This is a genomic window from Microbacterium sp. NPDC076768 (genome assembly GCF_040687205.1).
Taxonomy (GTDB): domain Bacteria; phylum Actinomycetota; class Actinomycetes; order Actinomycetales; family Microbacteriaceae; genus Microbacterium.
In genome coordinates this window covers 472,271-485,329 of the sequence record NZ_JBFBMU010000002.1, presented here as the reverse complement: position 1 = coordinate 485,329, position 13,059 = coordinate 472,271, and the positions used below count along the sequence as shown (strand labels likewise).

General features: G+C 61.7%; 15 protein-coding genes. All 15 read right to left on the bottom strand.

The features are described 5' to 3' along the window. Positions 1 to 17: 17 nt before the first annotated feature. Entirely contained in the window at positions 18 to 815 is a 798-nt protein-coding gene (locus AB0O87_RS08740; RefSeq protein WP_363514233.1) for a protein phosphatase 2C domain-containing protein, read from the bottom strand. A gap of 259 nt (positions 816 to 1,074) precedes the next feature. After that, positions 1,075 to 1,866, bottom strand: a complete 792-nt coding sequence (locus AB0O87_RS08735) for a large exoprotein (protein WP_363514230.1) — start codon at positions 1,864 to 1,866, stop codon at positions 1,075 to 1,077. A 65-nt stretch (positions 1,867 to 1,931) separates the two neighbouring features. Next, the gene (gene yaaA, locus AB0O87_RS08730) at positions 1,932 to 2,678 is read right to left on the bottom strand and encodes a peroxide stress protein YaaA (RefSeq protein WP_363514227.1); all 747 of its coding nucleotides are present in this window, start codon (positions 2,676 to 2,678) and stop codon (positions 1,932 to 1,934) included. A gap of 96 nt (positions 2,679 to 2,774) precedes the next feature. Beyond that, on the bottom strand, positions 2,775 to 3,050 hold the full coding sequence (locus AB0O87_RS08725) for a F0F1 ATP synthase subunit epsilon (RefSeq protein WP_363514224.1): 276 nt from the start codon (positions 3,048 to 3,050) through the stop codon (positions 2,775 to 2,777). A gap of 2 nt (positions 3,051 to 3,052) precedes the next feature. Further along, the gene (atpD, locus tag AB0O87_RS08720) at positions 3,053 to 4,507 is read right to left on the bottom strand and encodes a F0F1 ATP synthase subunit beta (protein ID WP_363514221.1); all 1,455 of its coding nucleotides are present in this window, start codon (positions 4,505 to 4,507) and stop codon (positions 3,053 to 3,055) included. 21 nt (positions 4,508 to 4,528) lie between these two features. Further along, on the bottom strand, positions 4,529 to 5,425 hold the full coding sequence (locus tag AB0O87_RS08715; RefSeq protein ID WP_363514218.1) for a F0F1 ATP synthase subunit gamma: 897 nt from the start codon (positions 5,423 to 5,425) through the stop codon (positions 4,529 to 4,531). A 19-nt stretch (positions 5,426 to 5,444) separates the two neighbouring features. Next, positions 5,445 to 7,079 carry a F0F1 ATP synthase subunit alpha gene (gene atpA / locus AB0O87_RS08710; protein WP_363514215.1) on the bottom strand — a complete coding sequence of 545 codons (1,635 nt, stop codon included), beginning with the start codon at positions 7,077 to 7,079 and terminating at the stop codon, positions 5,445 to 5,447. 47 nt (positions 7,080 to 7,126) lie between these two features. Further along, on the bottom strand, positions 7,127 to 7,918 hold the full coding sequence (locus tag AB0O87_RS08705) for a F0F1 ATP synthase subunit delta (RefSeq protein ID WP_363514212.1): 792 nt from the start codon (positions 7,916 to 7,918) through the stop codon (positions 7,127 to 7,129). Continuing rightward, complete coding sequence (locus AB0O87_RS08700; protein ID WP_363514210.1) at positions 7,918 to 8,466, bottom strand: F0F1 ATP synthase subunit B; 549 nt, start codon at positions 8,464 to 8,466, stop codon at positions 7,918 to 7,920. The genes AB0O87_RS08705 and AB0O87_RS08700 overlap by 1 nt, the downstream gene beginning before the upstream one ends. 36 nt (positions 8,467 to 8,502) lie before the next feature. Further along, positions 8,503 to 8,742: a F0F1 ATP synthase subunit C gene (gene atpE, locus AB0O87_RS08695; RefSeq protein ID WP_363514207.1), complete on the bottom strand. Its 240-nt coding sequence runs from the start codon at positions 8,740 to 8,742 to the stop codon at positions 8,503 to 8,505. Positions 8,743 to 8,786: 44 nt separating this feature from the next. Continuing rightward, complete coding sequence (gene atpB / locus AB0O87_RS08690; RefSeq protein ID WP_363516171.1) at positions 8,787 to 9,581, bottom strand: F0F1 ATP synthase subunit A; 795 nt, start codon at positions 9,579 to 9,581, stop codon at positions 8,787 to 8,789. A 165-nt stretch (positions 9,582 to 9,746) separates the two neighbouring features. Then, positions 9,747 to 10,205: a hypothetical protein gene (locus AB0O87_RS08685; protein WP_363514204.1), complete on the bottom strand. Its 459-nt coding sequence runs from the start codon at positions 10,203 to 10,205 to the stop codon at positions 9,747 to 9,749. Continuing rightward, positions 10,202 to 11,356 (bottom strand): MraY family glycosyltransferase, encoded by a 1,155-nt coding sequence (locus tag AB0O87_RS08680; RefSeq protein ID WP_363514201.1) that lies wholly within the window; start codon positions 11,354 to 11,356, stop codon positions 10,202 to 10,204. Before AB0O87_RS08680 ends, AB0O87_RS08685 begins: the two co-directional genes overlap by 4 nt. Next, a complete protein-coding gene (locus tag AB0O87_RS08675) occupies positions 11,353 to 12,093 on the bottom strand; it encodes an L-threonylcarbamoyladenylate synthase (protein ID WP_363514198.1) in 741 nt (246 codons plus the stop codon). The genes AB0O87_RS08680 and AB0O87_RS08675 overlap by 4 nt, the downstream gene beginning before the upstream one ends. 52 nt (positions 12,094 to 12,145) lie before the next feature. Beyond that, positions 12,146 to 13,006, bottom strand: coding sequence for a peptide chain release factor N(5)-glutamine methyltransferase (prmC, locus tag AB0O87_RS08670; protein ID WP_363514195.1), 861 nt, complete (start codon positions 13,004 to 13,006; stop codon positions 12,146 to 12,148). Between the last annotated feature and the right edge of the window lie 53 nt (positions 13,007 to 13,059).

Sequence of the window (13,059 nt, the reverse complement as noted above, 5' to 3'; positions counted from 1 at the left end):
TCCACAGCGCGAATCAGCTACTCCGCTGAGTCGTCGTTTGGGGAGGACGAGTCAGCGTCGTCCGCTACCTGCACGATGATGAGCGTGACGTTATCGCGTCCACCATTTTCGAGTGCGGCGGCGAGCATCGCGTCCACAGCAGCACCAGGGTCTGCATGCTCACGGAGGAAGTGCTGGATGCCGTAATCAGTGAGCTCTTTGGTGAGTCCATCTGAGCAGATCACGAACCGGTCCCCTGAGCGCACGTCGATAGAGACATAGTCGGGAGCTGTGAGCTCACTCGCGCCAACGGCTCTCGTGATCACGTTGCTATACGGGTGCCCTTCCGCCTCTTCTGGGCTGAGCTTGCCTGCCGCAATCAGCTCTTGCACCACTGAGTGGTCTGTGGTGATCTGCACCAGCCGGTCGTCGCGGAGAAGGTAGACACGCGAATCACCGATGTTCAGCGCAACCCAATGCGAATCTTCATCGACCCCACTGAGGTATACCCCGGTGAGCGTTGTTCCCGTGCCCTCGTCGGTGGTTTCCGGATGGTCTGCGATATCACCCACGACGAGCTGCAGAGCATCTTCAATTGCCGATGCACTGACGTCGCCAGCGGAGACCATCGCCCGAAGCCGCTCAACCGTGCTCTGGCTTGCGATTTCGCCCCCTGCGTGTCCGCCCATACCGTCTGCAACGATGAAAAGCGGGTACTCCGCGAGGAAAGCATCTTGGTTGTTATCGCGACGCCGACCTTGATCGGTCACCCCTGACCAGGACAGTTCCAACGGTCGCTGGGCAACCGTGACGCGTTGCGTTTTGGTCTCAGCCACGTGCTGCCTCCGATGGACCTGCGACTGGTCGGACGACCGCAGGATACTCACACATCGTAGTAGAACTCCCGGCCACTCAGACCGCACACGCCAGGGTACGGATCTTCCGGATGGTGTCGAGCGTTGACATTTTTGGCGCCGAAAGCGCGAACCAGCACAGGAACAACCACGCGTTCCAGGCTAGCGCCTCAGGCGAAGACCGGCTTACGCCGAAAAGCACAGAACCCCCGACCGAAGTCGAGGGTTCTGTGTCACAGCATTAGGCCGGAGGCTGCGTCGGCTCGTTCGGAGCAGCAGGAGGCGCCGGTGGTGCTGGCGGAGCAGCAGCAGGCGGCGTGGAGGGAGCAGGAGGTGCGGGCGGCGTGCCAGGGGCAGCCGGTGCGCCTGCGGGCGGAGCAACAGGGCTAGCCGGCGGTGCCGTGTAACCGGGCTGCGCGGGAGGAGCGTATCCCTGCGGAGCGGGAGGAGCGTATCCCTGGGGAGCACCCTGCGGTGGCTGCGAAGCCGCGACGGGCTGGCTGGGGACACCGTTCCAGCTTGTGCGGTCACCCAAGAAGGCGTTTCCGGCCCACGATGCCGGCTGGATGTTCGGGTTCCACCGCGACTTGTCGAAAGCGTTGATACCCAGCCAGACGATCGCCAGGAAGACGTACAAGATAACCCAGACAGCATCCTTCTGGAGCTTCAGTCCTACGCGCCAGGCAGCAATCGCCGCGAACACTGCAAGCGCGATCGAGAAGGCATAGCCGACGCCAACCCAGCCAAGAAGAAGTGTTCCCGCAAGGCCGTACAGCACCAGCCACGGGCTCAGGTCGCCCAGCTTGAAGAAGATCATCGTGTTGTAAACGGGCACCCATGCACGCCATTTGCCTTCGACGCCAGCTTTTTCAAAGATCTTCATCAGGAAGAACGATGTAATGACGTAGCCGATGAGGCTGAAAATGATCGAGATGATGACGATGCCGAGAACTACGGCCAGGTATCCCGTGTCGTAGTAAGGATCCATGATCCCCTCCAGGTTGAGAAAACGACGCAGTGCACGCCGCGACACAACCCTAGCGGGGCGCAGACTCTCGCGGCAACGGCGCCCGAGGCGTCACGCTCCCGGTGCGTTCTTCAGCCCTCGACCACGAACTCCAGAACGCCTTGCGTGTCACCCTCTCGAAACAGCAGATTGTGGCGTTGCGCCCACCCACGAAACTGCCTCAGCGAATCGATGCGCGGACGATCGTCAGCGAGGGCACGAACAAGCAAGCCCTTGGACTTCTTGTTGAAGTGATTGAGGGCGCGACCATGCTCTGTCACGACCTTCACGTACGCCGAAGGCACGGTGGCCGGTATGCTCCCGAGCGCGACGTACGCCTCGCTTCGCAGATCGAGCACAAACGACGGAGCTTCTTCATCAATCGCCGCTGTCGTCGCAGCGTCCCAGTGCCGACGAAGTGGCGCTACCCCGGGCAGCGATGTTCCGGCGGCAAGGCGATACATCGGGAGACTGTCCAACGCGCCGATTGGCCCCAACGGAGCGCTGTGGATCCAGACGTGGCTTCCCAACCAACGCCGGGACGCTGCCGAGAGCGACTCCGCATCGAGCGCGTCGTAAAGCACACCCGTGTACCGGTCGACCGCAGGCATCGTCGGCGCCGCTCGCAGGTTGCGGTTGTGCGCGATGTCGCCCCGCTGACGTGGGCTGAGCTTGAGCACACGTTGCGCAGCCTCTTCGTCTTCGGCGAGTGCGGTGAGCGCGTCGAGCACAGCTAACCGCCGACTCGTCAGCGCTGGCAGAGAGAGCGATGCAGCATCAAGCGGAGCACCGCTTCCTCCCTCGCGCTTCGTCTCAGAAGGAGGGAGCAGGATCTTCATGGAGCCTCAGTGGAGAAAGACGAGTCCGCCCCGGTCCTCCACCCTGCTCCGCGAAGAGTGGGGTGAAGGTCCGAGGCGGACCCGATAAACGAACTGTTAGGCGATGAGAGCCGCGTTGCCGGCCACGATCGTCAGAGTGTTTGCCTCCATCGAGACAAACCCATCCTGAGCGTTCGCCAGCACCTTGGTGCCATCAGTCTGAGTGATGCGCACCTGGCCCTCGGCAAGGATGGCCAGCACCGGCTCGTGGCCGGTCATGAAGCCCATCTCGCCCTCGACGGTCTTGGCGACCACAAGGCTCGCCTCGCCTGTCCAAACCTCCGCGTCGGCGGAGACAAGACTGACTTGGAGTGACTGGGCACCGTTCGCCATGGTTAGCCGTTCTCCTTCTGGATCTTCGCCCACTGCTCTTCGACGTCGGAGATTCCACCGACGTTGAAGAAGGCCTGCTCGGCCACGTGGTCAAAGTCACCCCGGGTGATGGCATCGAACGACTCGATGGTCTCCTTGAGCGGAACAGTCGAACCCTCGACACCGGTGAACTTCTTCGCCATGTAGGTGTTCTGGGAGAGGAACTGCTGGACACGACGTGCACGCGAGACGACAATCTTGTCTTCTTCGGAGAGCTCGTCGACACCGAGAATCGCGATGATCTCCTGCAGTTCCTTGTTCTTCTGGAGGATCTGCTTGACCGTTGTCGCGACACGGTAGTGGTCGTCACCTAAGTAACGGGGGTCCATGATCCGTGACGTCGAGGTCAGCGGGTCGATGGCCGGGTAGAGACCCTTCGATGCGATCTCACGAGAGAGCTCGGTCGTCGCGTCGAGGTGGGCGAAGGTGGTCGCAGGAGCCGGGTCGGTGTAGTCATCGGCCGGCACGTAGATCGCCTGCAGCGAGGTGATCGAGTGACCACGCGTCGAGGTGATGCGCTCCTGGAGCACACCCATCTCGTCCGCAAGGTTCGGCTGGTAACCCACAGCAGAAGGCATACGGCCCAGAAGCGTTGAAACCTCAGAACCAGCCTGCGTGAAGCGGAAGATGTTGTCGATGAAGAGCAGAACGTCCTGCTTCTGCACGTCACGGAAGTACTCCGCCATCGTCAGCGCCGACAGCGCGACGCGAAGACGCGTTCCCGGCGGCTCATCCATCTGGCCGAAGACAAGGGCGGTCTTGTCGAAGACGCCTGCTTCTTCCATCTCGTGGATGAGGTCGTTACCCTCACGGGTACGCTCACCGACACCGGCGAAGACCGACACACCACCGTGGTCCTGTGCGACTCGCTGGATCATCTCCTGGATGAGGACGGTCTTACCGACACCGGCACCACCGAAGAGACCAATCTTTCCACCCAGGACGTAAGGGGTGAGGAGGTCAATCGACTTGATTCCGGTTTCGAACATCTGAGTCTTGGACTCGAGCTGATCGAAGTTCGGTGCCTTGCGGTGGATGGGCCACCGCTCGGTTACCTCGATCTGCTCACCGGGCTCGAGGTTCAGGACCTCGCCGATGACGTTGAAAACCTTGCCCTTGGTGACGTCGCCGACGGGGACCGAAATGGCCTCGCCGGTGTCGCGCACTTCCTGACCACGGACGACGCCGTCGGTCGGGTTCAGAGCAATGGCGCGCACGAGGTCGTCGCCGAGGTGCTGTGCAACCTCAAGCGTGATCTCGGTGGACTCTTCGCCCATCGCGATCGTCGTCTTCAGCGCGTTGTAGATGTCTGGGATCGAGTCGTGAGGGAACTCGATGTCGACAACCGGACCGTTGACGCGTGCGACGCGCCCGACGACCGCGGTCGCCGGCTGGTCAGCCGGAGCGGTGAGGGTCATTTTCGTCTCTTTCCTGATGGTCTATTTGCTCGAGAGAGCGTCGGCGCCGCCGACGATCTCAGCGATCTGCTGCGTGATCTCCGCCTGACGCGCGTTGTTGCGCAGACGGGTGTAGTCGGTGATGAGCTTGTCGGCGTTGTCGCTGGCCGACTTCATCGCCTTCTGCGTCGCCGCCTGCTTTGCGGCAGAGGACTGCAGGAGTGCGTTGAAGACGCGGCTCTGGATGTACACCGGCAGGATCGCGTCGAGAACAGTCTCGGCGTCCGGCTCGAATTCGTACAGCGGGTAGACAGTGCTTCCCGCGTCCGACTCATCGGCTTCCGTGATCTCCAGCGGGAGCAGACGCACGGATTCGGGCGACTGCGTCATCATGCTGACGAAACGGTTGTATACGAGGTGGATCTCGTCAACCCCGCCACCCTCTCCCCCGAGGGAGAAAGCTTCCAACAGCGCTGCCGAAATCTCTTCGGCAGTGTGGAACGACGGAGTGTCGGTGTCACCAGTCCACTCCGCAGCAGCTGCGAGGCGACGGAACTGGAAGTATCCGACGGCCTTGCGACCGACAAGATAGAAAACCGGCTCCTTGCCCTGACTGCGCAGGAGCTCTGCCACCTCGAGACCCTCACGGAGGATCTGCGAGTTGAAGGCTCCGGCAAGCCCGCGGTCCGAGGAGAAAATAACAACCGCTGAGCGGCTGATGTTCTCTGGCTCGCGGGTGAGCGGGTGGTCCACGTTCGAGTGCGTCGCGACGGCTGCGACAGCCCTCGTCACGGCACGCGCGAAGGGCGTGGACGCTTTGACGCGTGCCATGGCCTTCTGAATACGCGAAGCCGCGATGAGTTCCATCGCCTTCGTAATTTTCTTGGTCGTCTGAGCAGAAGAAATCTTCTGCTTGTAGACCCGGAGTTGAGCGCCCATATGTCAGTACCCCACGCGGTTACGCGCGACGACCCTTGACGATCTTCTCCTGGTTGACGTCCTCCGCCGCAGCCGACTCCTCGTGACCAGCCCCGCCAATGGCGTGACCGTTGCCACTCTGGAATTCCAAAAGGAATGCATCCGTCTGCTTCTCGAGCTCGGCAACCGTGTCATCGCTGAGGAGGTTGGTCTCGCGCAGCGTGTCAAGAACCGTGGAGTTGCGACGCAGGTGATCCAGAAGCTCGCGCTCGAAGCGGAGTACGTCTTCGACCTCGATGGTGTCGAGCTTGCCCTTGGTGCCAGCCCAGATCGAAACAACCTGCTCCTCAACGGGGTACGGCGAGTACTGAGGCTGCTTGAGCAGCTCAGTCAAGCGAGCACCGCGAGAAAGCTGACGACGCGAAGTCGCGTCAAGGTCAGATGCGAACATCGCGAAGGCCTCGAGGGAGCGGTACTGCGCAAGCTCCAGCTTCAATGTTCCGGAGACCTTCTTGATCGACTTGACCTGTGCATCGCCACCCACTCGCGAAACCGAGATACCCACATCGACTGCGGGGCGCTGGTTGGCGTTGAAGAGGTCGGACTGCAGGAAGATCTGGCCATCGGTGATCGAAATCACGTTGGTCGGGATGTACGCCGAGACATCGTTCGCCTTGGTCTCGATGATCGGGAGACCCGTCATCGATCCGGCGCCGAGCTCGTCAGACAACTTGGCGCAACGCTCCAGAAGGCGCGAGTGCAAGTAGAAGACGTCACCGGGGTATGCCTCACGGCCCGGCGGACGACGCAGGAGCAGCGAAACCGCACGGTAGGCCTCAGCCTGCTTCGACAGGTCATCGAAGATGATGAGGACGTGCTTGCCGCCGTACATCCAGTGCTGACCAATGGCCGAGCCCGTGTAAGGGGCGAGGTACTTGAAACCTGCGGGGTCAGACGCCGGTGCAGCCACGATCGTGGTGTACTCCAGGGCGCCGGCCTCTTCGAGCGCACCCTTCACCGAAGCGATGGTGGAGCCCTTCTGGCCGATAGCGACGTAGATGCAGCGGACCTGCTTGTTGACGTCGCCCGACTCCCAGTTGGCCTTCTGGTTGATGATCGTGTCGATCGCGATGGCCGTCTTACCGGTCTGGCGGTCGCCAATGATGAGCTGACGCTGACCACGACCGACAGGGATCATCGCGTCGATAGCCTTGATGCCTGTCTGCATCGGCTCATGCACCGACTTACGCTGCATGACGCCAGGCGCCTGCAGCTCAAGCGCGCGAACGCTCTCGGTGGCGACCGGGCCGAGGCCGTCGATCGGAACACCCAGCGGGTCAACGACGCGGCCAAGGTAGCCGTCGCCCACCGGAACCGAGAGAACCTCACCGGTGCGGGTAACTTCCTGACCTGCCTGAATGCCGGTGAACTCGCCCAGGACGACGACACCGATCTCGTGCTCATTGAGGCTCTGCGCGAGGCCCTTGGTGCCATCAGCGAAGATGACGAGCTCGTTGGCCATGACGCCGGGGAGGCCCTCGACGTGCGCGATGCCGTCTGCGGCGTCGACGACGGTGCCGACCTCGGTCGCCCCGGCCCCTGAGGGCTCGTATGCTGCGGCGAAGTCCTTCAGCGCGTCACGGATGACGTCGGGGCTGATCGATAGTTCTGCCATTGTCTTCCCTTTGTATCTGGGTGCGCGGTTCCCCGCGCGAAGTCGTGTTAGCCCGCGAGCTTCTGGCGAAGGTCTGCGAGTCGTGCGGAGATGCTGCCGTCGATGACGTCATCGGCGATCTGCACGCGCAGACCTCCAACAACCTCAGGGTCGATGACGACGTTGAGGGATACCGGAGTGTTGTAACGGCGCGAAAGCGAATCGCTGAGACGCGCACGCTGCGCGTCACTGAGGTCAGAAGCCGTGTGGACGGTAGCGAGGACGCGACCACCCTGACTGGAAACGACACTCATCGCCCGGCTCAACAACCGCCGAACCCGGCGCCCGCGCGGCTGGCGCACGAGCGACGTGATGATCAGCGTCGTTGCAGGCCCCGCGGAGCTTTCAGCCAGGAGTCGCTCGACGAGCGCGTTCTTGGCTTCCCCTCCCCCGACACGGCTACCCAGAGCGAGTTCGAGCTCTGGATTCGCAGCGATCACACGAGAGAAGCTGAACAGCTCGCCCTCGATGTCAGTGCCAGGTTCTGCGATAGCCGCAGCCCGAATGGCGAGTTCTTCGATGCCGTCGACGAGTTCATCCGCATTCGACCAGCGTTCCGCCACAGCTGTCTTCAGCACAGCCTGAGCGTTCGCGGAAAAAGCACCAAACACCGCAACGACCACGTTCTGCCGAGCAACCGCCGAAGCGGAAGGATCAGCGAGCGCGCCGCTCAGCTGGGACGACTCACTGACGGCACGCGCGGCAGAGAGAAGCTCCTGCGCGGTGTCGAGAGAGACGTCCTTCGCTCCGGCAAGCGTCTGGATGGATGCCGCGAGTGCCTGAGCGGTCGCGCTGCCCATTACTTAGCCGCCTTCTCGGATGCTTCGAGATCAGCGAGGAAGCGGTCGACAACAGCTGCCGCGCGTGCGTCGTCGGAGAGGGTCTCTCCTACAACGCCACCGGCGAGATCGATAGCAAGCGTTCCGACCTCGCTACGCAGGGAAACCAGAGCGGTCTGTCGCTCTGCCTCGATCTGCGTGTGCGCGGTAGCGGTGATACGAGCAGCCTCGGAAGCTGCCGTGTCCTTCGCTTCGGCGACAATCTTCTTGCCGTCTTCGCGAGCGGCTTCACGGATTACGCCAGCCTCGTTACGCGCCTCAGCAAGCTGACGCGTGTACTCCTCGAGTGCTGCTTCGGCCTGCTTCTGCGCCTCATCAGCCTTGGCAATGTTGCCTTCGATGGCTTCTGCACGCGCATCGAGAACAGCTCCGATACGCGGCAGTGCTACTCGCCAGACAACGATGCCGATGATGACGAAGCAGACTGCCGACCAGATGATGTCGTAGGGCGCGGGCAGAAGCGGGTTACCCGTCTCTCCTTCAGCGGCGAGAATGACAAGATCATTCACTGTCTTGCCCCCTTCCTATCTCGAGTCCGGGCGCGATCAGACGGCCGCGAAGATGAACGGCGTCGCGATGCCGATGAGCGCGAGGATCTCGATGAAGGCGACACCGATGAACATGGTGGTCTGAAGGCGGCCGGCGAGCTCAGGCTGGCGAGCCGTCGACTCGATGGTCTTGCCGATCATGATGCCAAGACCGATTGCCGGGCCGATTGCCGCGAGGCCGTAGCCAACGGTTGCGATGTTTCCGGAGATCTCAGCGAGTACCGTCGTTGCGTCCACTGGTGTGTTTCCTTTCTTAGGGCGAGCTGCTATTCAGCAGATCGTCAGTGCTCTTCTGCAACCGCGAGCTGAATGTAAACCGCGGTGAGGATGGTGAATACGTAGGCCTGGAGGATGTATACGAAAATTTCAAACAGGGTGAATGCGAAGCCCAGCGCAAAGGTTCCCGCAGCAAGCGGCGTGAACCAGTCCATGTTCAAGAGGAAGAACTGCGTTGCTGCGAAGAACAGGACGAGCATCATGTGCCCGACCATCATGTTCAGCAGGAGTCGCAGGAACAGAGACACGGGGCGTGCGATGAAGGTCGAGATCAGTTCGACGACCGCGATCACTGGCATCAGGTAAACAGGAACGCCGCTCGGGACGAGCGAGTTCTTGAGGAACCTCAGCCCACCGTGCTTGCGGATACCTGCATAGATAAACAGCACGTACGCCGTGAGAGCGAGCAGCAGCGGAACGCCAGCGACGGAAGTTCCCGGGATGTTGATGCCCGGGATGACGCCGGTGAGGTTCATGAAGAGGATGCCGAAGAACATCGTCGTCAGGATGGGAAGGAAACGCTTCCCATCGCGCTCACCAAGGATCTGGTAAACGACCTGCTCACGCACGAAGCCGAACAGCAGCTCGACCACGCTCTGGAAGCGACCGGGGACTACACGCAGTCGGCGTGTACCCAGCACCAGGAAGAGGATCAGAACGACAGTCGCGATTACCTGCGCAAGGTTAATGCGCGTGAACTCGAAGATCGTTCCTTCGAAAAAGAGTGCCGGGGGGAAGAAATCACCCACGGATGGCGGATGAAACTGATTATCGTCGGCGGCCAGCACGGCAAGGCCCACTTGAGTCAACGGAGTGGCTCCAGCTTCTCGCGCCAGAGAGCTACAGCGCGGTCAGAGGTGAGAATATGTTCCTCACGGGGCCTCAGCGTAACCGCTGCACACCTGCCGTAGAGGGGCGAGAACAGCCTATCAAAGAATGTGGCAGTCCTTGACACTCTTGCCGCCTCAGTCATCGGCAACAACCGTTGGCAGCTCTGTATCGGACACTGCGGGGATGCGTGCGCGTGCAATCACCAAGAGGTCGATCGTGAGGGCGAGCACCGCCGAGACCACGAGCGAGATGTAGAAGACGATCGGCACGATCCACTCGATCTGCATGAGTACCAGGAGCAGCACGATCACCACGATGAACTTGACCAGCCAGGCCCCCATCACCACCCCAAAGAAGATCTGCAGGTAAGAAGGCGAGCCGTACCATCTGTTCGCGATCAGGATGCTGATTGCCGTGAAGGCCGGGAAAAGGATTCCGACGAGCGCACCCAGTACGCCACTCCATGCGCCAGCCGATCCGGCAACCAGTCCGCCAACGACGGCGGCCACGATGATGACTGCCGTTCCGACGATCCCTCCCCACACGAGCGTCGTTCGAAGTATCGGGTTACTAGAAAGATGGGTGGTCTTCATGCTGTCTTCTCCGAGACCTCTGGGGTGGAGCTGCGGCTGGTGGGGCTGAGCGTGATGACGAGGCAGGCGATAACGCCCACAACGCCGAAGCCAACGCCGGGCAGGTACTGGCCTGGCCAGTCCTCCCGTGCGCCGACGTACATCAAGAGCACGGCCAGGGAGACAACAGCCGTCCATGCGTAGAAAATGAGGACGGCATCGCGGTCGCGGTGGCCGAGGTCGAGCATCCGATGATGCAGGTGCTTACGATCAGGCGAAAACGGCGAGCGGCCAGCGCTCATCCGGCGCAGCACCGCGAGTCCGAAGTCAAGTAACGGCAACAGCACGACCAGAAGCGGAAGCAGGATCGGGAGGAATGCGCCGACCAACTGCGAGCGGCCTAGGCGCTCAGGGTCTAGTGCAGAGGGGTCCATCTGGCCGGTGATCGCGATCGCTGAGGTCGCCATCAACAGCCCAATCACCAGGGCGCCGGAGTCGCCCATGAAGAGTTTCGCTGGGCTCCAGTTCAACGGCAGGAATCCCAAGCACGCACCGATCAAGACCGCAGCAATAAACGTAGAGAGGTTGAAGTAGCTGGACGCTCCGGAGTCTCGCGTGAAGATATACGAGTAGGCGAAGAAGACGCCGTTGGAAATGAGGCAGACGCCGGCCACAAGTCCATCGAGCCCATCAATGAAGTTCACCGCGTTCATCACGATCACAATGGCGAACATGGTGATCGTGATACTCAACCAGCTCGACACGACGATGAGGTCACCGAACGGCAGCGAGAGGATCTGAAGTCCGCCACCAACGGTGATGAGTCCTGCCGCGAGGAACTGCGCTCCCAGCTTGATCATCCAGTCGATATCCCACAGGTCGTCGACGACTCCGATGATCGCGATCAGCAGTGCGGCGCCCAGAATCGACCACATGGTCTGCGGCGGAATCCAGATGCTCTGAAAAAACGGGTTGACAGACGAGTAGGCGAAAGCCGCAGTGATGCCCAGGAAGATCGCGATTCCGCCGAGCCGTGGCGTGGGAGTGGTGTGCACATCACGTTCGCGAATCCCGGGGTACAACTTGAACCGGAGGCTCAGTCGCCACACCGCCCAGGTCAGTACGAACGTGATCGCGGCAGTGAGAACGATCGTGAAGAGATACTGCTTCACGAATCCCCGTCCTGCTCATGAGTGTGACCATGCTCGTGCGAGTGGTCGTGCTCGTGCTCTTCTTCGGTAGCGAGCAGGTCGCCAAGCACCTCTCTGAGCTGATCGCGAGACACTGCACCGTCGCGGAGCACACGCACTTTCGCTGGCACCGTGTCGTCACTGTGTCTGACGAGGGATGTCGCATCGATGATCGTGGAGGCGACGCCGTCTTTACTCAGACCACCATCGAGGTAGACAGCAACGCTGTCGCCGAGCATTTTCTCGGCATCTGGAGCGGCGATCGCCGCTGCGCGTCCGGTGAGATTCGCGCTGGATACCGCCAGCGGACCGGTCTCTGCCAGGAGTTCGAGCGCAACGCGGCCTTCCGGCATTCGCACGGCTACCGTGCCAAGGGTCTCCCCCAGGTCCCACACCAGCGATGGTTGCGCCGGGAGCACAATCGTCAGCCCGCCAGGCCAAAAGGCATCGATGAGGTGCTGCACGGGCTCTGGAACTGATTCCGCGAGGGCAGCGAGCGTCTCTTTCGTACCGATGAGCACAGGCGGCGGCTGGTCACGCCCGCGCCCCTTCGCCTCAAGGAGCCGCTGCACGGCAGCAGGCGAAAATGCATCGGCGGCAACGCCGTACACGGTATCTGTGGGCATGACGATGAGTTCGCCGCGTCCAATGGCCTGGCGCGCATGGCGCATGCCGGCGAGGAGCTGCGACTCGTCGCTGCAGTCGAAGATGGTTGACATGACGGTTTGATTCTACGCAACACGCACCCTGTGCATGCTCAGAGGGAGCTGATCAGGGGCGAAGAGCAGTCGTCGCTCTGTCGCGAAGAGTGAGATCCCGATGCGTTGCGGTCGCTCGCCACCCATCCTGCGTGAGAATGTCTCTGATCGATTCGCCCTGGAGCTCGCCGTGTTCAATGACGAGCAGACCACCGGGATGCAACAAGCGCAGAGCGCGTGAGCTGAGCACGCGCACGATATCGAGGCCATCTTCTCCGCCGTACAGTGCGAGCGCTGGATCGAACAGGCGTACCTCCGGGTCGCGCGGAATGGCGGCGTTCGGAACGTATGGCGGATTGGAGATCACCACGGATGCCGCACCGTCCAACTCAGGAAAGGCGTCTCGTAGGTCTGACTGCACGAGAGTGAGGTTGTCGACGCCCTCGACGTTGCGGCTCGCCCAGGCGAAGGCGTCTTCAGACAGCTCAGCGGCGAAAACGCGCGAATGTGGCACTTCGGTAGCCATCGCGAGCGCAATGGCTCCGCTGCCGGTACCCAAATCAACGCCGATCGGTGCAGGCTCCGCCGAATTCAACAGCGCATCGATCGCGTACTGCACGACCGTTTCTGTCTCGGGACGCGGCACAAAAACACCGGGCCCGACAGCAAGCTCCAGATGGCGAAAAGGCGCAGTGCCCGTGATGTGCTGCAACGGTTCCCGCGTCTCTCGGCGCGCTACGGCGTCCGCCAAAACGCTGGCGTCGTGCTCCGCGATCTCGTCTCCTCGAATAACCGCCGCCTGCACCTCGCCCCTACTGGTACCAAGCACATGCCCTGCCAGGAGCTCGGCGTCAACGACGGGGTCCGGAACACCGGCCGCAGCCAGACGTTGCGATGCAGCACGGATCGCGGAGGCGAGGGAATTAGCAAGCATGAATCCAGCGTAGAGCGGCACACGGCACTACCCCGCCGTTGCGCTTCCAGCTG

What these genes read in the sequence shown, in the direction of transcription:
- yaaA (WP_363514227.1), bottom strand. Translation starts at nt 2,678, where the DNA reads ATGAAGATCCTGCTCCCTCCTTCTGAGACGAAGCGCGAGGGAGGAAGC.
- AB0O87_RS08725 (WP_363514224.1), bottom strand. Translation starts at nt 3,050, where the DNA reads ATGGCGAACGGTGCCCAGTCACTCCAAGTCAGTCTTGTCTCCGCCGAC.
- atpD (WP_363514221.1), bottom strand. Translation starts at nt 4,507, where the DNA reads ATGACCCTCACCGCTCCGGCTGACCAGCCGGCGACCGCGGTCGTCGGG.
- AB0O87_RS08715 (WP_363514218.1), bottom strand. Translation starts at nt 5,425, where the DNA reads ATGGGCGCTCAACTCCGGGTCTACAAGCAGAAGATTTCTTCTGCTCAG.
- atpA (WP_363514215.1), bottom strand. Translation starts at nt 7,079, where the DNA reads ATGGCAGAACTATCGATCAGCCCCGACGTCATCCGTGACGCGCTGAAG.
- AB0O87_RS08705 (WP_363514212.1), bottom strand. Translation starts at nt 7,918, where the DNA reads ATGGGCAGCGCGACCGCTCAGGCACTCGCGGCATCCATCCAGACGCTT.
- AB0O87_RS08685 (WP_363514204.1), bottom strand. Translation starts at nt 10,205, where the DNA reads ATGAAGACCACCCATCTTTCTAGTAACCCGATACTTCGAACGACGCTC.
- AB0O87_RS08675 (WP_363514198.1), bottom strand. Translation starts at nt 12,093, where the DNA reads ATGTCAACCATCTTCGACTGCAGCGACGAGTCGCAGCTCCTCGCCGGC.
- prmC (WP_363514195.1), bottom strand. Translation starts at nt 13,006, where the DNA reads ATGCTTGCTAATTCCCTCGCCTCCGCGATCCGTGCTGCATCGCAACGT.